The sequence below is a fragment of the Dehalococcoidia bacterium genome (assembly GCA_041649635.1).
GTDB lineage: Bacteria > Chloroflexota > Dehalococcoidia > E44-bin15 > E44-bin15 > JAYEHL01.
On sequence record JBAZMV010000001.1, the window covers coordinates 714,765 to 737,681 of the forward strand.

The window sequence follows — 22,917 nt, forward strand, 5'->3', positions numbered from 1 at the left end:
TGAGACTAAAATTTACTACCTGAACCGGTTATGTGTCAATTCCCTTAAGGACATCGCTTGGAAGTAAAATCAAAAGGCCACCCCCTCACACGTGGATGGCCTATCTACTAAAGTAAGCGTAATAATTTCTATATCACACTGTATGTCATTAATTTGCTGAAATTTTTATTACCTGACCTTAATTACAGCATTCAGCACTTCAACAATGTCGCCGACGCGGAACGGCTTGCGTACGAGGAACAGAGGACCTAATGACATCGCATTCAATGCCATCGGATCGTCACCGTAACCGGTCACTATAACCACCACGGCTTTTTTATCTTTTTCTTTGATCGCAGACAGGGTCTCCACTCCACTCATGCCGGGCAGAACAAGATCGAGGAAAATAAGATCGAAGTGCTGTTTATCAACTTCCTGAAGCGCCTGCTCGCCACTCGATACGGCAACGACCCTGAATCCCTTTCGGGAAATAACTTCACTCAGCATTTCTAAAATGCCGGGGTCGTCATCTACTACAAGAACATTGCCCTCAACAACCTTGGCCTGCTTCGCCAGCCAATCATCCAGCAAGTCCTTGCGGAACCTCCAGTTCCCGCCAATCTTCGATGCTGGGATCCTTCCCCGCTGTGCCAGTTTGTATACGGTCATATAGTTGAGTTTTAAGTACTCCGCCGCCTCTTTTGTTGTCATTAAATTACTATTGCTCATATAATCTCCCTCAAACATTACTAAATATGTAATACTATATTACTACAGTATACTATACTATCAAATTTTTCCCTGATTTTGTCTAAAAGTATCATGTTTTACCGCTCATTGTCAAGCACCAATAATTTTAATCCATAAAAGTTTCAGTCCAGCTTGACATGCCATCCCGCCACATGATAAATTTAAACTTGCGCAAAACAAGACTGAGAAAGGGGGATAACCATGCCCAATATGATCGTTTGCGTGAAGCAAATAGCAGATCCTGAGGCTCCTCCAACCAGCTTCAAGATCGATGAAGCGGCGAAAACAATGGTGCCTGCGCAAGGTGTCTCTCAGGTAGTGAGTCCCTTCGATGAACAGGCAGTTGAAGCAGCACTCCGGATCAAAGATGCCCAGGGTGGCAAGATCACCGTAATAAGCCTGGGCAAGAATTTTGTCATGGATGTCATAAAGAAACCGCTATCCATGGGTGCCGATGAACTGGTCCTTCTCCAGGACCCGGCATTCGACGGCGGAGACAGCCACTCCACAGCATATGCGCTGGCAATGGCAATCAAGAAGGTCGGTGAATTCGACCTTATTTTTTGCGGACGACAGGCGGCTGACTGGGATGCCGGACAGGTAGGCGCGGGAATAGCCGAGATCCTCGGGATACCGAGCATAACGCCCGCCAAGAAAGTCGACATCAAAGACGGCAAGGTAACCGTTGAGCGTGTCATCACTGATGGTTACGAGGTTGTAGAGTGTACGGCACCGATGATGATCTCGGTTTCCAACGAGCTGGGCGAGCCAAGATATCCAAAACTGAAGGGAATCATGGCCGCGGCCAAGAAACAGCCCATCACATGGAAGGCCGCCGACATCGGTGCAGACGCTGCTAAATGCGGCGCGGCCGGAGCCAAGGCAACGTTGCAGAAGCTTTTCCAGCCGGTTAAGGAAGGCAAGTGCGAGATTATCTCGGCGGATAAACCGGAGGAAGCCGGCGTGGCCCTGGCACTGAAACTAAGAGAAGCTAGGTTAATCTAAGGGAGGAAATGCTAATGGCTGACAATAAAGGCGTATTGATTTTCGGCGAAGTAATTGAAGGCAAACTGGCCGCAAGCACCTTAGAGCTTCTCGGCGGCGGGCGCGGCCTGGCCGACACGCTCGGTGAGCCGCTCATGCTCGTTCTTGTGGGAAGCGGCGTAGGTGCCTGCGCCAAGGAAGGCATCGCTTACGGCGCCGATAAGGTGTTTGTAGTTGAAGACGCGGCGTTACAGAGCTATACCAACGACGCATATGTAAGCGCTATGGAAAAAGTAGTGAAAGAGGTCGCTCCGAACATCATGCTTATGGCAATGACCCCCATAGTACGCGACCTTGCGCCGCGGCTCGCGTTCAGGCTGGGCACGGCGGTCTCCATGGACTGCGTAAAGCTTGAGATCGATTCCGGCTCAAAGCTGTTGCTCATGACGCGCCCCGTATTCGGAGGAAATGCTCGCGGCGTATATGTCTGCGACAAGGCGAAACCGCAGATGGCCGCCGTCAGAGCTAAGGTCATGGACCCCAAGGATAAGGACGATTCACGAGCCGGCGAGGTAGTGAACATAGCGGCGGGACTGGACGCTTCCACGCTCAAGATGAAGCTTACAGACACCAAGAAGGAGCAGGTCGCCGGCATTAAACTGGAAGATGCCGATGTGATCATCAGCGGCGGACGCGGCCTTGCAAGTGCTGATGGGTTTAAGCTGCTCGAACCTCTGGCGGCCACCCTCAAGGCGGCGGTAGGCGCCAGCAGGCCTCCATGCGACAACGGCTGGGTGTCGCCGTCGATCCAGATCGGTCTCACCGGCAAGATCGTAAGCCCGACCCTTTACATTGCGGTAGCAATCTCGGGCTCCAGCCAGCACATGGCGGGATGCAGCGGCTCCAAGAACATCATTGCTATCAACAAAGACCCCGAGGCCAATGTCTTTAAAGAGGCTCGCTTCGGTGTCGTCGGGGACTGCAACAAGATACTGCCCGCTTTCACACAAAAGGTTAAAGAGCTGGTAGGGTAAGTCACCCTTAAAACACGAAACAAAAAACACCGCCTGGTTTATATCAGGCGGTGTTTTTATTTACCTTAAACAACCGAATACTGGCGGAAGTTCTACTTCTCAGCTGCTTTCGCCGCCTTTTCCTCTTCCCGTGCCTCAATAATCTTCTGCGTCACATGGGAAGGCACTTCCTCATAATGACTGAACTCTATCTCAAAAACGCCGCGCCCCTGCGTGATAGCGCGCAGGTCTATGGCATAGCGCTGCACTTCCGATAGTGGCGCAGTGGCCTCGATCGTGTTCCATCCCCCCTGGGGATTCATGCCGGACACCCTGCCCCGCTTGCCGTTCAAATCGCTCATGATATCACCGGTGAAGTTATCAGGAACGGTGACCTTCATCTTTACGATCGGCTCCAAAAGAACCGGACTGCCATCGGCAAGGCCCTTCTTCAGCGCCATATTTGCGGCGATCTTAAAAGCCATTTCGGAGGAATCTACAGCGTGATAGGATCCATCGGTCAGGGTGACCCTAACGTCCACTATCGGATAACGCGCCTGTATGCCCTCAGGGACCGCTTCATTAAGCCCTTTCTCCACAGCAGGGATGAAGTTCTTGGGGACCGTCCCGCCTACAGTCTTATTTTCGAATTGAACACCGCTGCCGCGCGGCAAAGGCTGCAGCTCGAACACGACGTGGCCATACTGGCCGTGCCCTCCCGTCTGCTTCTTATGCTTATATTCCGAATGCGAGGATCTGGTGATAGTCTCTTTATATGCAATTTTGGGAACTTGCACCAGAATCCCGACCCCGAACTTGCGCTGCATCTTTTCCGCCACCACATCGAGATGGGCCTCGCCCATGCCGGACATGACCGTCTCTGCAGTATCCGCGTCTCTGTAAACATGAAGCGACGGGTCCTCTTCGGCAATTCTTGCCAGCGAAGACCCGAGCTTATCGAGGTCGGCTTTGGTCTTGGGCAGAACCGCCGCGCTCATGCACGGGTTGGGGAACTCGATGCCGGGAAGCGTAAGGGGACGCTCTTTAGCGGACAGCGTGTCCCCTGTAGTAGCCGCCGAAAGCTTGGCCACCGCCCCTATATCGCCGGCCACCAGATTAGCCACCGGATCCTGCGTCTTCCCCCTCAACATATAAAGCTGACCGACGCGCTCCTGCGTCTGCTTACTAGCGTTCCAAACCTGAGAATCGCTCTGCATTGTTCCGGAATAAATCCTGAAATAGGTGAGCTTGCCAACGTAAGGATCGGCGCTCGTCTTGAACACCAGCGCCGCAAGCGGGCCGGACGGATCGGCGGAGATCGTCTCATCCTGCTTAGACTGGACGTTCTGAGCCGTAACATTGCCTATATCCTTTGGCGAAGGCAGGTATTTGCAGGCGGTATCGAGAACGGTGTTTATCGCCGCATTCTCAGTGGCGGAACCGACGAGAATGGGAACTATCTTCCTCTGAATAACTGCAGACCTGAGCCCTTTGCGAATCTCGTCTTCTGTCAGAGCGGTTCCTTCAAGGTATTTAGATATCAGTTCGTCATCCGTCTCCGCCACCGATTCCACAAGCTTTTCCCTCCACTCAGCCGCCTTGTCCTTAAGGGCTTCCGGCACATCGCCTTCTTTGTCCTTTCGATAGGACTTCATGGCAATGAGATCGACAATGCCTTCGAACTTGTCCTGCGCCCCTATGGATATCGTCAGCGGCAGGCACTGGTTGCCGAACTTCTCCCTGATCATCTCCACCACCCTGAAGAAATCGGCATTCTCGCGATTAATCTTGTTAACAAATATCATGCGCGGAAGATTCTTCTCGTCGGCATAGCTCCAGTTCAGCTCGGTGCCGACCTCAACCCCCGAGGCCGCGCAAACGATGAAGATGGCGGCATCCGCTACCCGTATTCCGGCTTTAACCTCGCCGACGAAGTCGGGATATCCGGGAGCATCCATCAAATTGATTTTCATCCCCTGCCACTCACAGGGAAGAAGAGACAGATACAGGCTTATCTTGCGCTTCACCTCATCCGGATCGTAGTCCGAGGTAGTGTTCCCCTGCTCGACCTTGCCCAGGCGGGTGATCGCTCCGGCATTATAAAGCATCGCCTCGGAAAGCGAGGTCTTTCCGGCGCCGGAATGGGAAAGCAGCACCACATTGCGAATGTTATCCGGAGTGTACTGATGCATCGATTATCTCCTTAGGTAATTCTAGCCTGTTTTTTTGGACAACCAGACAAATATTATACCCCTTTCACGTGATATCTGGCAATTCTCGGCGATGCGGCAACGAATTCTTAACCTTGCTCCTGCCGCCGATTAGATGCTATAATCCAGCCACACCAATGCTTCGAGAGGCGCTACTATGAAATTGAGCCGGAAAGACGTACTGCATATCTCCGCGTTGTGCCGCATGAACCTGAGCGACGACGAGGTAGAGAGATTCCTCGGCCAGCTTTCGAACGTACTTGATAACTTTGAGCTACTCCAGAAGGTTGACACGACGGACGTGCCGCCCACCGCCTATCCGATCCCGCTTTCGAACGTAACACGCGAAGACGAAAACGCTCCGTCGTATTCTCAGAGCGACATACTGGCAAACGCGCCGCGGCAGGAGGACGGCCAGTTCAGGGTAAGGGCGGTGCTGGAATAGCAATGAATAACCGCAAACTACACGACCTGACCATTGGACAGGTTCATAAGCTCCTCGTCAAAAAGGAGGTTTCGTCCGTCGAGATAACCAAAGCGGTGATGGAACGAATCTCTCAAGTCGAAGACAAGGTCCATTCCTTTGTAACCGTGACAGGAGAATCAGCATTACGCCAGGCGGAAGAGGCCGACGCACGCATTAAACAAGGCGACGTCTCTCCGCTGACCGGCATACCCGCGCTTATAAAAGACAACATGTGCACCGCGGGGATACGGACGACTTGTTCATCGCGCATGCTGGAGAATTTCGTCCCGCCGTACAACGCGACCGTCGTCGAGAGGCTGAATGAGGCGGGCATGGTCATGGTAGGCAAGGGCAACATGGACGAGTTCGCCATGGGCTCGTCGAACGAGCACTCCGCTTTCTTCCCGACGCGCAACCCGTGGGACCTGGAACGCGTGCCGGGCGGCTCCAGCGGAGGCCCTGCGGCATCCGTCTCTGCTGGCGAAGCGATATATTCCCTGGGCTCGGATACGGGCGGCAGCATCAGGCAGCCCGCCAGCTTCTGCGGCGTCGTCGGTATGAAGCCGACTTACGGACGCGTCTCAAGGTTCGGCCTGGTGGCATTTGCCAGCTCGCTGGATCAGATCGGACCGATGACCAAAGACGTAACCGATTGCGCCCTCGTATTGAACGCCATCGCCGGTCACGACCCCAGAGACTCGACCTCCGTTAATCAACCGGTACCCGATTACACCGCATCGCTGATCCCCGATCTGAAGGGCATGAAACTGGGCGTGCCAAAGGAATATTTCGTTGAGGGAATGGAAGCCGGAGTGCGCGCGGCGATCGATACCGCTATATCGACGCTGGAGCAACTCGGAGCTTCGGTCGACCGCGAGGTATCTCTGCCCGGCACGAAATACGCCCTGCCCGTTTACTACATTATTGCCCCCTCCGAGGCCATGGCCAACCTGGCCCGCTACGACGGTGTTAAATACGGCTACTCGAGCGAGGGCGACAACATGTGGGACGCCATGGAGAAGACGCGAGGTCGCGGTTTCGGACCCGAGGTCAAACGCCGCATCATACTGGGCACGTACGCCCTGTCGGCCGGCTACTACGATGCGTACTATGTGAAGGCGCAGAAAGTGCGCACCCTGATACGCAGGGAGTTCGACGAGGTTTTCCAGAGATACGACGCGCTTATCACCCCGACATCGCCGACAGTGCCGTTCAAGATCGGCGAGAAGACCGGAGACCCGCTCAAGATGTACCTCAGCGATATCTGCACTCTGCCGGTGAATATCGCCGGCATCCCCGGGATATCGGTGCCGGCCGGATTCTGCGGAGGACTGCCAATCGGTATGCAGGTTCTCGGAAAGCCGTTCTCCGAGGAGACGCTGCTCCGCGTGGCCTACGCCTACGAGCAGGCCACGGACTGTCATAAGCAAAGGCCAAAATTGTAAGATATAAAAAAGGCCCTTCCAAGATATCATAAGGAGGCGACATATGAAGCTGTGCAAGACGTTCTTCTTTCTAGTATCTGGAACATTGCTGTTAACAAGTATGGCCTGCTCAGGCGGAACAAGCGAACCAACGCCGACATCAACGCCGACAAAAACGACCGCGGCTACCCCGACGCTTTCGCTCTCGGATAGCAGAATAATGTTCTCCACCAACAGAGATGATGCGTATGAGATATATGTCATGGAGCCCGATGGTTCGAATCAGATACGCCTCACCCGCGATAATGGAGCCAATAGATATCCCGCTTGGTCGCCGGACGGAGAGAAGATAGTTTTCGTTTCCACCCGCGACAATGATGAGGAGATTTATATAATGGATTCCGATGGCTGGAACCAGATACGCCTCACCAACACCCTGGGATGGGACCGATTCCCGGTTTTCTCACCCGATGGCGGCAAGATCCTGTTCTGCTCGTCCCGTGACGGAAGTGGCGAAATCTATGTCATGGACGTTGACGGCAGAAACCAGACTCGCCTGACTTTCAACACCGGCGGCGGGCTCGATGTGGACGAAGAGCCGGCCTGGTCTCCGGACGGCAGCAAGATCGCCTTTACGTCCACCCGCGACGGGGACTGTGAAATCTATGTTATGAATGCCGATGGCAGTGACCAGACTCGATTGACCTTCATCTCCGGAATCGATGAAAACCCTATCTGGTCGCCGGACGGCAGCAAAATCGCCTTCATATCCGAGCGCAGCGGAAACGGAGATATTTATGTTATGAACCCTGACGGCACCGACCAGACTCGTATCACCCAGACAATCGGCGCGGATAAAACCCCGGCATGGTCACCGGATGGCAGTAAAATCGTTTTTGCCTCATACAGAGAAACTAATTACGACTTATATCTAATTGACGCTGACGGCGATAACTTGCGCTGGATTACGAACAGCGTAGAAATTGAAATGTCGCCACTCTGGTCACCGGACGGATCCAAGATACTTTATATATTAGATCCCAACGGTATCAGCGACCTCTATATCATGAATCCTGATGGCAGCAACCAGGTGCCTCTTACTTTTAATCCTTATATTGATACCGATCCTGTTTGGTGGCCGTAAAAGACCAAGAAATAAGTCGAAGGACTTGATCGACTAAATTAGAAAGGAACAGCCTGATGAGAGGCCGCTATATAATTCTTTTTATATTAATAATCATATATCTGGCAGCTATGGGAATAATGCTCGCGTTTTTCGGTCCTGGCAACTCAAGTTCTGCTAAGATACCAACGTCGACAGCAACAATCACAGAAACTATCGCTCCAACCCAAACACCAACGCCCACGCCAGCCCCTACTTCAACTCCAACACCCACCGCAACCGCATCACAATCGCCTACGCCGACGACAGCATATGCATCAAACTGTGAGCATGATAAAAACGAGATACAGATAGCTTTGGATGCATACTACGAAGACCATAGCTTATGGCCCACGGCCGACGGCCTGCCGGGCGATATAGTCTGGGATGAACTGGTGCCGCAATACATGAGCGAAATGCCCCTCATCGACGGTTCATGCGACTGGAGGGTAGGCACTGATCCCGAGGGAGAAGTCTGTATAGGGCATTGGTGTTGAACGTGCACTTGCGGCACGGCGTGCTCGCATTAAGCTTGAATCCGACCATTTATTATCTTAAGCATTTGATCGATATCTCACTCTCCCGACAACTTCAGAGGATGTACATCTTGTCCCGAAATATGATAGATTATATCGGGAGGAAATGGCCTGATGAAAGCCCGCATTATTATTTATACGGTAGTAGCTCTGTACCTTATCCTAACGGTGGTGGCGGCAGTATTTGTGATAACGGAAGAGACTAAAGAAGAGACAGCGCCTGCAGAGCATGAGTCAAGCTACTATCTGGATATACAGCAGATGCAAATCTCGCTGGATGCCTAATATAACTTACTCGGCGACCGGCCCGTTTCAGACGACCGTCTGATATAATCCGTGATGAGGCAGTCCCTCAAATGCGCAAGTGCCATATCTGCAATCAACAGCTCGCGCGATTGGTAAGTTAGTAGCGTGCTCGCATTGAACGCAAATCGGTAGTTGCGGTTCGCGAACCGCAACTACACCTCAAACCATACGAACGATGAGATTGCCACGTCGTCCTTCTATGATAGCGATATATATAGAAGGACTTCTCGCAATGACAGTCCGAGAGAAGAAAGGTACCCCGATGAATCGGGGACGGGGTGTTAGGAGTGTCCCCTATTTTTATTTAAAAATCCCTCATGACTGGGGGATTAAGGGGGTTGAAACCTTGAATGATTTCTCCCACCCCATCCACGTAACCTGCCATTCCGGCCGCAGCTACGCCGACAGGCCGACATCATTCATATTGAACAGCGAGAAATACGATATCACCAAAATCGAGCGTGAGTGGCTCGAGCCGGGTCAGAAGCATTTTATCGTGAGAGCCACAAGGACGGATGCGGCGGAGAGTGAAAAGCGCATCCACATCTGCTATGATACCGTAGAAGACTTATGGCGGCTGTGCGTAAATCAGTGAACACCTTCATCGATAAGCGGGAGATAGATTACTTATCATCGCGTACACAGGATTTGAAGAAATTCGATTCTAACCTTGATACGCGTCTCTCGGAAACCGGTATCGACGGGCTCAAGGTCTGGGAATACGGCAAGCTGCTAACGTCGATCGAGGATTTTAAAGGACTGCGCGTTCTCGATGCCGGCCCCGGTGAAAGCACCTTCTGCCTGTACCTCAAGAGCCTGGGCGCCGACGTCGTCACCATCGACTATCCCCAGCCGTTCGCCCCCAACAAGGAGGGCTTTCGCGACAAGTGCTTCCGCAGCGACGTGGCCGTGCACTTCGGCTCCATGACGCATATGCCGTATAAAAGTAATTCTTTCGACCTGGTGACCTGTACGTCGACGATAGAACATCTGGATACAGACCAGAAGTGGAAACCCATACCGCACGACGACTTCATCGAGGCCACGCTGCGAACACTTTCAGAGATGTGCCGCATCATCAAACCCGGCGGCTATCTTTACATCACCTCGGACGCTTACGACCCGGAGCGCCAGAAGACGGATAGCTGGGAGTTGAGCTTCATGTACAACGGCATCGGCGCGGCCTACAGTGTGTGCGACATCGGAAAGATATTCGTCGACACGATTGAGAAAGGCGGCCTGACCTTCGTCAACGGCCACGACTACGACCCCGATATCATCGTCAACGACCCGCAGCGCTGCAACTACCGCGGCCGCTACTTCACCACCTTCGCCGTCCTGGCACGAAAGTAACTCGCAATATCGCATCGCCCCAATAGAAAGAGGTGCAGGAGATTTCTCTCCTGCCGGGGTATTAGGGGTGTCCCCTATTTCTTCAAATTTCCCCCAAGACTGGGGGATAAAGGGGGTTGAATTAACCATCTTCGACGCTCCCGACTTACGTTCAACCTATCCAAAGGTATAGACTAAACCACACCATATTAAGTAAAATATGTCATTCGCTCTGATAGGGAGGACGCCATGAAAAAGGCCGCCGGAACCAACGAAATATTCAAGATTCTAGAAGACGATGCTCGCAAGACGCCGGAGCAAATCGCGACTATGACCGGCATACCCGTCGCTGCGGTGAAAAAGGCCATCAAGCAGGCCGAGACCGGCCGCACTATCCTCAAATACAAGGCGGTCGTCAACTGGGACAAGCTGGGCGATGAACAGGTGCAGGCGCTGGTAGAGGTCAAGGTAACCCCCCAGCGCGACGTCGGCTTCGACGCCATCGCCGAGCGCATCTACCGCTTCCCCGAGGCGCGCACGGTGTATCTGCTCTCCGGCACGTACGAGCTTCTGGTGATGGTAACGGGCAAGAGCATGCAGGAGGTGGCAGCCTTCACCTCCAACAAGCTGGCTACCATCGAGGGAGTGCAGGGCACGGTTACGCACTTCCTCCTCAAGCGCTACAAGGAAGACGGCGAGATTCTATCAGGCGATGAGCGCCGCAAGAAGCGCGAGCCATTCATGCTGTAGCCTGAAATACATATAAATGCGAGACTTTAATGGTAAAACGTGATCCAATCTCTAAAAAAGTAAGGGCGCTTTCGCCCTCCGGTATAAGAAAATATTTCGACATCATCGCCGGCATGGACGATGTGATATCGCTCGGCGTGGGCGAGCCGGATTTTGTGACCCCATGGCATATCTGCGAGGCCGGCATCTGGGCGCTGGAGAAGGGCGACACGGCCTATACGTCGAACTACGGGCTCCTCGAGCTGAGAGAGGAGATCGCCCGCTATATCGAGAACCGCTACGGGCTGACGTACGACCCGAAGACCGAGATACTGGTCACCGTGGGCGTGAGCGAGGGACTGGACCTCTCCATACGCGCCATCACCAACCCGGGCGATGAGATAATCATCCCGGAGCCGACCTACGTGTCCTACAAGGCCTGCACCGTGCTCGCGGGCGGCGTCGACGTGCCGATACCGTCCAGCGCCGACAAGAATTTTGAGATGCGCGCCAGCGAGATAGAGAAGCGTATCACGAGAAAGACCAAGGCGATCCTGCTGGGATATCCCAACAATCCTACCGGCGCCATCATGGAGCGCGATGAGCTATCCAAGATAGCCAAACTTGCGATAAAGAACGACCTCACGGTTATATCGGACGAGGTCTACGAGAGGCTGACCTACGGAGTCGAGCATGCTTCGATTGTTCCGCTGCCCAATATGCGCGACAGGTCGATACTGCTGGGCGGGTTCTCAAAGTCCTACGCCATGACGGGCTGGCGCATCGGCTGGGCCGCGGCCAACGCCGACATGATCGAATCGATGATGAAGATACACCAGTACACCATGCTCTGCGCCTCGGTCATAGCCCAGCGCGCCGCCCTGGAGGCGCTGCGCAACGGAGAGCCGCAGGTGCAGGAGATGCTGGCGGACTACGACAAGCGCCGCCGCGTCATCGTCAAAGGCCTGAACCGGATCGGCCTTAGCTGCTTTGAGCCGCGCGGCGCGTTCTACGCCTTCCCATCGATCAAGAAGACCGGTATGTCCTCCGACGAGTTCGCCGAGAAGCTGCTGCGGGAAAAGAAGGTGATTGTAATCCCGGGCTCGGCCTTCGGCAAGTGCGGCGAGGGGCATGTACGCTGCTGCTATGCCACCTCCATGGAGGAGATAGAAGAGGCGCTGGAGCGCATGGAGAGCTTTGTCAAGAAGCACCGCCCATGATATAGTGGGTGCGGGAGCGCGTATTGGGTACAAATATAGTCGGATATGTCTTTGTGGGGATTGGAGGCGCGGCCGCCGGTGCCGTCGCCACTCACTATATTGAAAAACTCCTCTTCAACCGCGGCCTCAAGAAGATGCAGGTCGTCTGGAAACATGAAGCAAAGGTTCAGAGCCTTCAACCGGTAAGGGATTACTTGGACAAGCTGAGCCTCCTCGTGGGAGCCGCGGAGCAGCAGGCCATCCTGGCCCGCACCAGCAAGAAGGGCAACGCCGAGCTGAACCAGCTTATTATCGACAAGTTCCGCGAGGTGGAGGCCGCCGAGCCCGGCACCGATTTCAGCGTGGGCGATTCCTCCCTGGTCGAGCTGCTGCGCAACCTGCGCCTCGATAATAAAGAACATGTTATCTACATGAGCCCCAACCTGTGGTTCAGCCCCACATTCAAGGACCGCGTCCGCGAGGCCTACAAGCGGCTGGAATTTCTTGCGACGGAAATAGAATAGCGCTATCCGCCGGTATTCTGCGACGCCACGTCATTGCGAGCGGAGCGAATCGATCTTAACGTCTCTTGCCATATTTACTACGAGATTGCCACGTCGCCATTCCATGGTAGTGATATATAGAATGTCTCCTCGTAATGACAACCAAGAAAAAGTGGTGCCCTTCCGCGGAAGGAACGGGGGTTTGGGGGTGTCCCCCATTTTTATTTAAAAATCCCCCATGACTGGGGGATAAAGGGGGTTGACCTAACTATCCCCTCTTGGTAACGGTATGGAGGAAATCGTCTGCTATCTTCCTGTTTGATACCAGGATGTCCTTCTTGTTGTAGGCGGCCGGTTCGCCGGTGAGCGTCCGGGCCACGCCGCCCGCCTCGCGCACCAGCAGGATGCCGCTGGCTATATCCCACGGGTAGAGGCTCACGTGGAAGTAAAGGTCCAGCCGGGCGCAGGCGGTATACGCGATGCCCAGCGCCGCCGAGCCCATGAGCCGCGTAGTGGTCACGTTCGACCATAGGTTGGAGTAGATATCGATATACTTTCTGCTGTTATCGGGGTTGTACCCCATATCGCAGGAGATGAGCGCCTCCGTCAGCGATGTGCGTTTGGTGACATAGATCGGCTCGCCGTTCAGATACGCCCCCTGTCCCTTCTCGGCATGGAACAGCTCGTCCCGCACCGGGTCGTATATCATGCCCATGACCACATCCTCGCCGTGCGCCAGCGCGATGCACACGCAGAAGTGCGGGATGCCGTAGGCGTAGTTGCGCGTCCCATCCAGCGGATCGACTATCCATTTATATGCAGACTTGCCTTTTATTTCTTTCGATTCTTCGCTGATGATGCCGAAATCGGGATATTCCTTGAGCAACTGCTCCCTTATAGTCTTCTCGGCAAGAAGGTCGACATCGGTGACGATATTGTTCTTGCCCTCGCTCTTGAATGATATCTCCTTGCGCATGGCAAAGCGCGACATGATAATGGTTCCCGCGTCCGTGGCCGCCTGTCTGGCGACATCGAACGCGTTCTGGCGACTCTTCGATAACGGCAGTTCGCTCTTCATACCCTACAGCAGACCCATCCTCTCTTTAACCTCTCGCAGCGTCTCCACGGCTATAGCCCGCGCCCGTTCCGCGCCGTCATTATACACCTTTACCACATAGTCCATATCGGCGGCAAGCTGCTCGCGTTTCTCGCGGAACGGCTTCAAAGCCTCGTTCACCGACTCGGCCAGTTGCACCTTGCAGTCCACGCAGCCACGCTTGGCCACCACACATTCGGCGGCGATATTCTCGACTTCACCGGGATTGAAGAAATGATGCAGCTTCCAGATGTTGCAAATCTTTGGATTGCCGGGATCCTCCCTGCGCTTGCGGCCGGGGTCGGTATAAGCGCCCTTTATCTTCTTCAGCGTATCCTTGGGCGTAGCCGCCAGCTCGATATCGTTATTCAGGCTCTTGCTCATCTTGTTCACGCCGTCCAGCCCGACGATGAGCGGGGCCGTGGTCATCTTGGCCTGGGGCTCGGGAAAGGTGGGTTTGTAGAGGGTATTGAAGCGCCGCACGATCTCGCGGGCCAGTTCGAGGTGGGGCAACTGGTCTTCGCCGACGGGAACGACGTTGGCCTTATAAAGCAGGATGTCGGCGGTCATTAGGACGGGATAGCCGACGAGTCCGTAGTTGATGTTATCCGGCTGCTGCCGCGCCTTCTCTTTAAATGTGGCGACACGGGTGAGCCAGCCCAGCGGCGTAACCATGCCTAGGAGGGTGTAAAGCTCCATGACCTCCGGCACATGCGACTGCACGAACATGATGCTCTTCTTGGGATCGAGCCCGGCCGCCAGCCAGTCCAGCATCATCTCCTTGATGTTCTGCCTGAGTTGCTGCGGATCGTTGAGCGTGGTCAGCGCATGTATATCCACGATGCAGTAAACGCATTCATATTCTTTCTGCAGCGCTACGTAGTTCTGTATAGCCCCGAGGTAGTTGCCGATGTGCTGCCGGCCCGTGGGCCTGGCACCGGAAAAGACGCGGCCTTTCATCTTGCCTCCTTATACTTGGAGAAGAATAACATAAACGAAGGGAAAGGGGCAAGGCGAAGCAAAATCTTCTCCGCCAATCTTTACATTGACGTAAGAATTGTATAGTATTGTTGCATCAAATATCTACGCAGCGAAAGGGGTATCGTAACATGGCACCAAAAGAGATATTCCCCAATTCGACTGTGAAACAAGTCGTCTTCCAGATCAGATTCCCTAACCTATTCTATTTAGAAGACAAAATCGGCGATTTCCAGTTGAAAATCATGAGGGAATTCCCAGAATCTTCTATCTCGCACAGAAAAATATTTGCATGGGCAGATATTGGGCCAGGGGTAAAGCCGGCTGAAGTCGAAAGCCAAATCGAGAAAGAACCTCTTGGACAGAAGGTTTGGCAATTCAAATCACCCAATAAATATCAACTTAATATACAAAGCGGCTCGCTTGATATTTCCTCAAACTATCACAAAACTTACGATTTGGATGGAGGAAATAAGTTCAGAGATATAATAAAACTGGTTATGGACAATTTTCTTCAGACAATCTCATTACCCACCATCAATAGAATAGGACTAAGATATGTCGATGAATGTCCAATCCCTTCAAAAGACACGAAAGTATTTAAATCATGGTATAACTCAGTCTTCCCCTTGGGCAGATTTAATTTATCAGATGCCCTAGAAATGGATTTTAAAACTTGTGTAAAAAGAGGGAACCATTATGTGCGCTATATAGAATCCGTACAAAAGTCTCCAAAGGGAGAGGATATCTTAATTCTCGACTTTGATGGTTTCACTCATGGGATAGAACCGAAGCAATACCTTACGGTAACAGATAAACTGCACAAAACTATAGATACTGAATGGAGAAAAACTATCAAATCACCGGTTATAGACTATATGCGTATACCAAAGGAACAATAATATGGAGACTGAAACCAAGAACTTCGATTATGACAGCTTTACACAAGACGCTACTGGAAGCTCTAAGCAAGATTATAAGATAATCTCCTTCCCCTTTGAGAAATACGAAATAAAGGTGAAAGTAAGCCCTAGTAACGAGTTTATAGAAATCACTGAAGTCACAGTCAATAAAGACTTCTTATCACACAAACAGAGGTTAAATATTAGACAAAGCATCGATGTTGATAAGTACTATCGCGAGTAGTGAAGTTAAACATGTTTTACGAATCTCGAGAAAGTACAGATCAGTTCTTAAGGCTTGGAGACGTAGTAGAAGGATATGTTTCACCTTCAACAAAAATTATAGAGCCATTCCTGTCTTTTGAGCGAAAAATCTATCATAAATATCACATTGACATAGAGGTGCCAAATTATTCCGTTGTCCTAACTCCATGTTGCTCAATTGAAGACCACATGATTAGCCTGACGCCTCTAATCCAACTGCGAAGCGACTTCTTAAGAAACAAGTATTACACGGAAGACTTTACGAGAATAAATCGCTTGATCACTCCTAAGCTCGCCTTCCCGCCTGATGAATGGGAGAAAATGTCCACCGATGATAAGCTTGAGATCGAATCAAGAGAAAGTAATTATGCTCTGTATAATATTTTTGTATATGCCCCAAATGAACTCTTTAGTCCTTATGAGCTACGGAGACAAGAAATAAAACACTATATGATAGATTTTAGGAACATCCAAACATTAAAGTGTGATCTAATAAAAACAAAAGAACAACGCGAAAAAAGTGGAAAGGAAGAACTCCCTATCTTAAAATCAAAACGTTTGCAGCTCTCAGATTCTATTCGTAAAGAATTACGTGAGAAACTTTCATACTACTTCTGGAGATCTAATGACGTAAATACAGAATAAGTTCCAATACACACCTCATGTGCACTTGGCCCCACTATCTACAACAAATTACAAACTACCATCCGATTACTTTTTCCCCTTGCGTCCCCCTCCCCATTCCGCTATCCTTCTCTTAGATTCGAAATCAGTCTTCCGTTTTCCACTTCATTCCAGAAAACAATACCTTCTTGTTAAAAGCCTTTGAATATCAAATAATGATTACAAGGTCTTTACAAATCCTTAACTTTGGCGATGATATAATCGGGGCGAGGAACTTATGAGGATACTGGTAGTTGAAGACGAGAAAGACCTGGCCGAGGCCATAGCCCTGGGACTGCAGAAGCAGGGCTACGCCGCCGACATCGCGCTCGACGGCGAGGAGGCGCTGACGATTCTGGAAGTAAACGCCTACGATCTCATCGTGCTCGACCTGAACCTTCCAAAAGTCGACGGTGTGGAAGTCTGCCGCCGCGTCCGGGCATCAGGGTCATCGATCGGGATCCTGATGCTCACCGCGCGCACCAGCATCGATGACCGCGTGCTCGGTCTTGACCAGGGCGCCGACGACTACCTGGTCAAGCCGTTCCACTTCCCGGAGCTGCTGGCGCGGGTGCGCGCCATACTGCGCAGGGAGGGAACGCCAAGGCCGACCATCCTGCGCGTGGGCGAGCTGGTGCTGGATCCTAACAACCTCAGGGTGCATTTCCAAGGCAGAGAGATTCAATTCACCACAAAAGAATTCTCCATACTGGAGTACCTGGCGCAAAACGCCGGGCGCATCGTCAGCCAGGAAGAGCTGCTGGAGCACGTATGGAACGACGATGCCAATCAGTTCACGCAAACTATTAAGGTGCATATAAACAATATTCGAAAGAAACTCGGCGCGGCCGGCGCGGGGGACATGATAACTACGGTGAAGGGGAGGGGGTATATGCTATGAGAATGCCCGCTTTTACCAGATCGATACACTTCAGGCTGACCTTCTGGTACTCGGCCATACTGATATCGCTCACCATCCTCCTCATCGTCGGCTTGAACATAGGAGTGCGCCAGGCATCGGTGGAACCCCCACCCAACCTCCCGCAATGGGGCGCCGGCAGCGGACAATCGCCCAGAGAGATATTCTTCATGGCCAGGGAATCCCAGTTAGGCCTGCTGCGCAACTACTCGATAGTCGGTATTTCCTGTCTCGTCGTCCTTGGCGGTGCGAGCATATATCTCCTCTCCAGAAAGATGCTGAAGCCCGTAGACCGCGTCTCATCGCTGGCCGAGCGCATCTCAAGCACGAACCTCAAGGAACGCATAAACTACGCCGGTCCTGACGATGAGATAAAGCGGCTGGCCGATACTTTCGACGGGATGTTAAGCCGTCTGGAGAACTCATTCGAATCGCAGAAGCAGTTCGTCCAGGACGCCTCTCACGAGCTGAGGACGCCCATCGCCATCGCACAGACCAACATCGAAGTGCTCGAGATGGACAATAAAGCGACGATCAAGGACTACGAACGGCTCAAGAACATCCTGAAGATGAGCCTGGAGCGCATGAGCGCATTGAGCGAAAAGCTGCTTCTGCTGTCCGAAAGCGAGCAGATACACACAAACTGGTCAACCCTCGACCTGGCGCCTCTCCTGAATGAAATAGCGGAGGAATTCAAAACCAGGTTCGACGAGAAGAACATCAAACTCGAACTGGAGTCGATCGATGAAAGCGTCCCGGTCTCCGGCGACGCATTCCATCTGAAACAGGTATTCGTCAATCTCATCGACAATGCTGTCAAATACGGTAATCCGGGCGGCGAGGTCAAAATATCAACCCGCTCGGACGACGGCCATGTCATTATCGAAATCAAGGATAATGGAATCGGCATCTCCCAGACAGACCAGCAGCGCATCTTTGAACGATTCTATCGCGTCGACAAGTCAAGGTCGCGCGCCCAGGGCGGCAGCGGGCTGGGCCTCGCTATAGTTAAGAAGATCGTTGAGGAGCACGGCGGCACGGTGTCGGTTGAGAGCGCTCCGGGCGAGGGAAGCGCGTTCCGCGTCGTACTGCCACGGAGCAAGACGGGCTGAGATTCAATCGACAATAATTATCGAAGGGGCTTGGGCCCCTTTTTTCTTTACCGTGGTTTTACCATCCCTATGCTAACATGAACTCAAATAGGAAAGGAGGCAACGGCCATGAAGAAATTACTTATATACGGACCGCTTTCAATGGCACTCGTCGCCGCGCTGGCGGTGGGCATCCCGGCCGCGGTGGCCGCGGACAGCCCGGATGCGACGCCGACAGGAACAGTCATCACTGACGAGCAGAGGCCGGGTCAGCAAATCATGACCAGAGCTGCCGAGATACTCGGCATCGACGAAGAGACCCTGGGGAACGCATTCCGGCAGGCGACTCAGGAGATGATGCAGGAAAGACATCAGGAGCGCCTGCAGAACGCCGTGCAGAACGGCCTGATCACCGAGGAGGAGGCCGCTGAGATTCAGGGGTGGTGGGACAGCAAACCGGATTGTCTCGAAGGCTTGGGCCCGCTCGGAGAGCAGAATCAGTTCATGGAACGGGGACGCGGAATGGGTGGTTTTGGTTTCGGCCAGCCGCCTGCTGACGAGACTGAAGAAACCGAATAAAAAACTCAGACCTCGCAATCGAACTAACCCGTTAAATAGGGGCTTAAAGCCCCTATTTATTTTGCTAAAAAATCACGTGTACGCATCCCGTAACTAATTGACAATCATATTCTCCAGATATTATAGTTACCTAACCTGAACACGACTTCTTATTACACATCCCATCCCACACGCTGATAATCATTTCGACTTAGAGGAGGAACGATGAGCCCGTTGAAGAAGCTATTCAGTCCCATCAAGATCGGCAAGATGGAGGTCAGGAACCGCATCGCCATGGCCCCCATAACACCCAACTGGTCGGCCGACGACGGCACGGTCTGCGATAAGCTCATCGATTACTTCGAGGCCCGCGCCGCAGGGGGGGTGGGCATGATAATAACGGAAACCTTCGTCGTCGATAAGAACCAGCAGTACCTGCTGGCCAGCATGGGTTTCTGGGACGACAGCGTTATCCCCAATTTCAAGAAGCTCATCGACCGCGTGCACGCCCATGGCGCCAAGCTGGTGCCGCAGCTGAGCCACCCCGGCGCCGACACCTTCTGCTGGTTGTTCGGCGGCCAGCCCGTGGCACCCTCGGCGCACTACAGTAAGACCTGCGGCTACATGGCACGCGAGCTCACCATCGACGAGATCAAGAAGCTAATTCAGCAGTACGGTGATGCGGCACGCCGGGCACGGGATGCCGGCTTCGACGCCATAGAGCTGCACGCGGCGCACGCCTACATGCTGGCCGGCTCGTTCCTCTCTCCGCTGCGCAACAAACGCACCGACGAGTACGGCGGATCGAACGACAACCGTCTCAAGTTCGTTCTTGAGGTCATGGAAGACATCAAGAAGAAGGTGGGGAAGGACTTCCCCGTGATATTGAGGATATCGGGGGACGAGCATACACCGGGCGGCAGGGATATCCTCAACACACAGCTCATCGCCCCGCGTCTGGTCGAGGCTGGAGTTGACGCCTTCCACGTTTCCGGCGGCATACAGCCGGAGCAGTTCTACCGCATCATCCCGCCAACGGGCACGCCCTTCGGATTGAACGTGAACGCGGCCGCGGCGGTTAAGCAGGTCGTCGACGTGCCCGTATTGACCGTGGCCCGCATCAACGATCCGAAGTTCGCCGACGATATCGTAAGCAGAGGCCTTGCCGACATGGTGGTCATGGGCCGCGCCCTCATCGCCGATCCCGAGCTGCCCAACAAGGCGAAAGAGGGCCGGTTCGAAGATATCGCCCCGTGCACCAGCTGCTCTATAGGCTGTGTGCAGCAGATCATGAAGCTGAAGTCCATGACCTGCGTGATAAATCCCACCGTAGGCCGCGAGGTAGAGATGGCCATAGTTCCCGCTGATAAAGCGAAAAGGGTTCTCGTGGCCGGCGGCGGGCCGGGCGGCCTGGAGGCGGCGCGCGTCGCCGCCCTGCGCGGTCACAAAGTGACGCTGTATGAGAAGCAGGCCAAGCTGGGCGGCCAGCTCAACATCGCCTGCGTGGCTCCGATGCGGCAGGAGCTGGCCATGTGGATCAGTTACCTTTCGACACAGGTGAAGAAGCTGGGGGTGAAGGTCGAGCTAAATACGGAGGCGACGCCTGAGCTCATCGCCGCCGAGAAGCCGGACGTTGTAGTAGTAGCTACGGGCGGCGAGTGCGCCACACCCCCCATCCCCGGGATAGACGGCCCCAAAGTCATCTCCTCCCACGCCGTGCTAGGCGGCGCGCCGCGCCCCAAGGGCAAGGTGCTCGTCATCGGCGGCGGGCTGGTGGGATGCGAGGTAGCAGACCTGATAGCCGACCTGGGGGACGGGTCCGCGGGGTCGGCAACGGCCGTGACCATAATCGAGATGCTGACCGATATCGCCCTGGACGAGGTTGAGATGAGCCGCATGCTGCTGATACCGCGGCTGAGGGAAAAGGGCGTCAAGTGGCTGACATCGGCGACGGTGAAGCAAATCCTCGAAGACGGAGCAATCATCACACGCGACGGCAAAGAGGAGACGATCGAAGGAATCGACCACGTTATTATCGCCTGCGGCACCAAGTCGGTGGATACGCTGAGCAAAGCCATCGAGGGCAAAGTGCCCGAGGTCTATGTCATCGGCGACGCCAAGGAACCACGGCTGGCACTGGAGGCCGTAGCGGAGGGAGCGGAGGTCGGACGCCTGATTTAGGAATCCGATCGAATATTCTCTTTACATTCCGACCGAAGTAGGCTTAAATCGCATATAAGGATTACATATGGCTAAAAGGAACAATTTAAGCGGATATTCCCACGTCAAGGTAAGAACCGCCATAGACGCCGAGATAGTGAGATCGGACTCATTCAGCATCGACGTGGAAACGGGGCCGTTGTCTCCAGTAAGTATACGCAAGAAGGGAGAAGCCCTCACCTTCAGCCGCCCATGGTACTGGTTCCTGGTTGGATTCTTCTTTCAATTGAGCCGGGCTCGCGCAAAAATAGGCATGCCGAGTCTGCATGAACTGGTGATTAACGATAATAGCAGCACCAGCGTTGCCGGTTTCAGTTCCTCCGATGAGTTCAAGCTAACGCTGTCTCGTGCCAGCGTTTTTAGCGGTGATTTAAAGACCGGTGACGCCATGATAGAAGTTTCAGACTCCAGCCAGGCCGAATTCAACGGGACATGTAAACATATTCTCCTCAAAGTAAGAGGAACCAGTGCGCTCTCGGGCGTTATCGATGCCGCCGGCGATGCCGATATAGTGTTATCCGACAATAGTGTGATTAAGCTCTCCGGATCGGCCGGCAATACCACGGCAACAATCAACCACGGCAGCACTGCCGACCTCTCCGGATTCCAGACCCACGATGTCAGTATCAAAATGTATCGACTGAGCCGGTGTATGATAAAACTCGACGGCAGGCTTGATGCCATGCTCAACGGCGCCTCCGACCTCAGGTATTTCGGCACCCCCGCTATGGGTAACACAAGCGTCAGCACAGGCTCCATCCTGCGCCAGGAATGAAGCCTCGTTCCCGCTTTTCGCATCGTCGGTAGCCAATAAGCTATAATAGACCCCGGACGCATAAGTAAACCGCCATCGAGCAGATATATGAGCTTTATCTCTATATTCCTTATAGCCCTGGCCCTGAGCATGGACGCCTTCTCGGTGGCCACCGCCCTCGGCGCCGCCGGCAGACATCATTCCAAACTTGCCGTACTTCGCCTTGCAACCGCCTTCGGCCTGTTCCAGTTCTTCATGCCCGTCCTCGGCTGGCTTCTCGGCAGAACGGTGGTGTCGTACATCTCTGACTATGATCACTGGATCGCCTTCGGCCTCCTCGCCATAGTCGGGATACGGATGATTAAAGAATATTTCGATAAGGATGACAAAGAGCGCCTTAAGGACCCGACAAAAGGCTGGCCGCTATTAATATTGTCGATCGCCACCAGCATCGACGCACTGGCTGTAGGCGTAAGCTTCGCCTTCTTCGACGTAAATATTTACTACGCCGGCGCCGTCATCGGCATCGTATGTTTTATGATTACTGCTGTGGGGATGGTCTTCGGCAGAGCGCTGAGCAGGGTGCTGGGAAAGAAAGCGGTCCTGGTCGGCGGCCTCGTGCTCATCGGTATCGGCATTAAGATAGTGGTCGAGCACATGGCGGAGTAGTCTTCGATCCCTCTCGATATAATTTTTGGTTTCTATAAAAAGAAGTGCAGGAGAGAACTCTCCTGCCGGGGGAACTGGGGGTGTCCCCCAGATTTTTAAAGTCCCCCAAAGTATGGGGGACTTATAGGGGGGTTTGGAAATTAGCGCTCATCCCATCCTATTGCGCCAGCAAGGCCGTTCCGCTATCCTTTTACCTGGGTTAATGAAAGG

The 22,917-nt window shown here is 53.4% G+C and carries 26 protein-coding genes; 21 read left to right on the plus strand and 5 right to left on the minus strand.

Annotation, left to right across the window (positions count from 1 at the left end; all coding sequences use genetic code 11):
* Window positions 1-168: 168 nt before the first annotated feature.
* Window positions 169-708, minus strand: coding sequence for a response regulator (locus WC562_03500; protein ID MFA5055224.1), 540 nt, complete (start codon window positions 706-708; stop codon window positions 169-171).
* 222 nt (window positions 709-930) lie between these two features.
* Here WC562_03500 and WC562_03505 point away from each other — a divergent pair, with 222 nt between their 5' ends.
* Both WC562_03505 and WC562_03510 read left to right on the plus strand, forming a co-directional pair.
* Window positions 931-1,734 carry an electron transfer flavoprotein subunit beta/FixA family protein gene (locus tag WC562_03505; GenBank protein MFA5055225.1) on the plus strand — a complete coding sequence of 268 codons (804 nt, stop codon included), beginning with the start codon at window positions 931-933 and terminating at the stop codon, window positions 1,732-1,734.
* 14 nt (window positions 1,735-1,748) lie between these two features.
* Complete coding sequence (locus WC562_03510; protein MFA5055226.1) at window positions 1,749-2,747, plus strand: electron transfer flavoprotein subunit alpha/FixB family protein; 999 nt, start codon at window positions 1,749-1,751, stop codon at window positions 2,745-2,747.
* Between the two features lie 92 nt (window positions 2,748-2,839).
* On the opposite strand, the gene fusA is transcribed toward WC562_03510, so the two are convergent.
* A complete protein-coding gene (gene fusA, locus WC562_03515) occupies window positions 2,840-4,918 on the minus strand; it encodes an elongation factor G (GenBank protein MFA5055227.1) in 2,079 nt (692 codons plus the stop codon).
* A 175-nt stretch (window positions 4,919-5,093) separates the two neighbouring features.
* On the opposite strand from fusA, the gene gatC reads away from it, so the two are divergent.
* From gatC to WC562_03530, 3 genes are read left to right on the plus strand one after another with little or no spacing between them, the layout of a single operon-like run.
* Complete coding sequence (gene gatC, locus WC562_03520) at window positions 5,094-5,381, plus strand: Asp-tRNA(Asn)/Glu-tRNA(Gln) amidotransferase subunit GatC (protein MFA5055228.1); 288 nt, start codon at window positions 5,094-5,096, stop codon at window positions 5,379-5,381.
* Window positions 5,382-5,383: 2 nt separating this feature from the next.
* The gene (gene gatA / locus WC562_03525; protein MFA5055229.1) at window positions 5,384-6,847 is read left to right on the plus strand and encodes an Asp-tRNA(Asn)/Glu-tRNA(Gln) amidotransferase subunit GatA; all 1,464 of its coding nucleotides are present in this window, start codon (window positions 5,384-5,386) and stop codon (window positions 6,845-6,847) included.
* A 43-nt stretch (window positions 6,848-6,890) separates the two neighbouring features.
* Window positions 6,891-7,970, plus strand: a complete 1,080-nt coding sequence (locus WC562_03530; protein MFA5055230.1) for a DUF5050 domain-containing protein — start codon at window positions 6,891-6,893, stop codon at window positions 7,968-7,970.
* Between the two features lie 67 nt (window positions 7,971-8,037).
* On the opposite strand, the gene WC562_03535 is transcribed toward WC562_03530, so the two are convergent.
* Window positions 8,038-8,223, minus strand: a complete 186-nt coding sequence (locus WC562_03535; protein MFA5055231.1) for a hypothetical protein — start codon at window positions 8,221-8,223, stop codon at window positions 8,038-8,040.
* Window positions 8,224-8,305: 82 nt separating this feature from the next.
* On the opposite strand from WC562_03535, the gene WC562_03540 reads away from it, so the two are divergent.
* From WC562_03540 to WC562_03570, 7 genes are all read left to right on the plus strand, one after another.
* The gene (locus tag WC562_03540) at window positions 8,306-8,485 is read left to right on the plus strand and encodes a hypothetical protein (protein ID MFA5055232.1); all 180 of its coding nucleotides are present in this window, start codon (window positions 8,306-8,308) and stop codon (window positions 8,483-8,485) included.
* Between the two features lie 153 nt (window positions 8,486-8,638).
* Entirely contained in the window at window positions 8,639-8,809 is a 171-nt protein-coding gene (locus tag WC562_03545) for a hypothetical protein (protein ID MFA5055233.1), read from the plus strand.
* A 367-nt stretch (window positions 8,810-9,176) separates the two neighbouring features.
* The gene (locus WC562_03550; protein ID MFA5055234.1) at window positions 9,177-9,425 is read left to right on the plus strand and encodes a hypothetical protein; all 249 of its coding nucleotides are present in this window, start codon (window positions 9,177-9,179) and stop codon (window positions 9,423-9,425) included.
* On the plus strand, window positions 9,401-10,183 hold the full coding sequence (locus WC562_03555; GenBank protein MFA5055235.1) for a methyltransferase domain-containing protein: 783 nt from the start codon (window positions 9,401-9,403) through the stop codon (window positions 10,181-10,183). The genes WC562_03550 and WC562_03555 overlap by 25 nt, the downstream gene beginning before the upstream one ends.
* A 228-nt stretch (window positions 10,184-10,411) precedes the next feature.
* The gene (locus WC562_03560; GenBank protein MFA5055236.1) at window positions 10,412-10,912 is read left to right on the plus strand and encodes an Lrp/AsnC family transcriptional regulator; all 501 of its coding nucleotides are present in this window, start codon (window positions 10,412-10,414) and stop codon (window positions 10,910-10,912) included.
* Between the two features lie 29 nt (window positions 10,913-10,941).
* A complete protein-coding gene (locus WC562_03565; protein ID MFA5055237.1) occupies window positions 10,942-12,111 on the plus strand; it encodes an aminotransferase class I/II-fold pyridoxal phosphate-dependent enzyme in 1,170 nt (389 codons plus the stop codon).
* 23 nt (window positions 12,112-12,134) lie between these two features.
* Window positions 12,135-12,614 carry a hypothetical protein gene (locus WC562_03570; protein MFA5055238.1) on the plus strand — a complete coding sequence of 160 codons (480 nt, stop codon included), beginning with the start codon at window positions 12,135-12,137 and terminating at the stop codon, window positions 12,612-12,614.
* A gap of 247 nt (window positions 12,615-12,861) precedes the next feature.
* On the opposite strand, the gene WC562_03575 is transcribed toward WC562_03570, so the two are convergent.
* Window positions 12,862-13,671, minus strand: coding sequence for an inositol monophosphatase family protein (locus WC562_03575; protein MFA5055239.1), 810 nt, complete (start codon window positions 13,669-13,671; stop codon window positions 12,862-12,864).
* 3 nt (window positions 13,672-13,674) lie between these two features.
* A complete protein-coding gene (gene trpS, locus WC562_03580; GenBank protein MFA5055240.1) occupies window positions 13,675-14,649 on the minus strand; it encodes a tryptophan--tRNA ligase in 975 nt (324 codons plus the stop codon).
* A 149-nt stretch (window positions 14,650-14,798) separates the two neighbouring features.
* Between trpS and WC562_03585 the strand changes: the two genes are divergently transcribed.
* The 9 genes from WC562_03585 to WC562_03625 all read left to right on the plus strand — a co-directional run bounded on the left by WC562_03585 (window position 14,799) and on the right by WC562_03625 (window position 22,707).
* Entirely contained in the window at window positions 14,799-15,569 is a 771-nt protein-coding gene (locus WC562_03585; protein MFA5055241.1) for a TIGR04255 family protein, read from the plus strand.
* A 1-nt stretch (window position 15,570) separates the two neighbouring features.
* A complete protein-coding gene (locus WC562_03590) occupies window positions 15,571-15,813 on the plus strand; it encodes a hypothetical protein (protein ID MFA5055242.1) in 243 nt (80 codons plus the stop codon).
* A gap of 11 nt (window positions 15,814-15,824) precedes the next feature.
* Window positions 15,825-16,478 carry a hypothetical protein gene (locus WC562_03595; protein MFA5055243.1) on the plus strand — a complete coding sequence of 218 codons (654 nt, stop codon included), beginning with the start codon at window positions 15,825-15,827 and terminating at the stop codon, window positions 16,476-16,478.
* Window positions 16,479-16,734: 256 nt separating this feature from the next.
* Window positions 16,735-17,397, plus strand: coding sequence for a response regulator transcription factor (locus WC562_03600; protein ID MFA5055244.1), 663 nt, complete (start codon window positions 16,735-16,737; stop codon window positions 17,395-17,397).
* Window positions 17,394-18,527, plus strand: coding sequence for a HAMP domain-containing sensor histidine kinase (locus WC562_03605; GenBank protein ID MFA5055245.1), 1,134 nt, complete (start codon window positions 17,394-17,396; stop codon window positions 18,525-18,527). Before WC562_03600 ends, WC562_03605 begins: the two co-directional genes overlap by 4 nt.
* 108 nt (window positions 18,528-18,635) lie before the next feature.
* Window positions 18,636-19,085, plus strand: a complete 450-nt coding sequence (locus WC562_03610; protein MFA5055246.1) for a hypothetical protein — start codon at window positions 18,636-18,638, stop codon at window positions 19,083-19,085.
* A gap of 204 nt (window positions 19,086-19,289) precedes the next feature.
* Window positions 19,290-21,245, plus strand: a complete 1,956-nt coding sequence (locus tag WC562_03615) for an FAD-dependent oxidoreductase (GenBank protein MFA5055247.1) — start codon at window positions 19,290-19,292, stop codon at window positions 21,243-21,245.
* Window positions 21,246-21,312: 67 nt separating this feature from the next.
* The gene (locus tag WC562_03620) at window positions 21,313-22,059 is read left to right on the plus strand and encodes a DUF2807 domain-containing protein (GenBank protein MFA5055248.1); all 747 of its coding nucleotides are present in this window, start codon (window positions 21,313-21,315) and stop codon (window positions 22,057-22,059) included.
* An 87-nt stretch (window positions 22,060-22,146) separates the two neighbouring features.
* Window positions 22,147-22,707 (plus strand): manganese efflux pump MntP family protein, encoded by a 561-nt coding sequence (locus WC562_03625; GenBank protein MFA5055249.1) that lies wholly within the window; start codon window positions 22,147-22,149, stop codon window positions 22,705-22,707.
* Window positions 22,708-22,917: the final 210 nt, after the last annotated feature.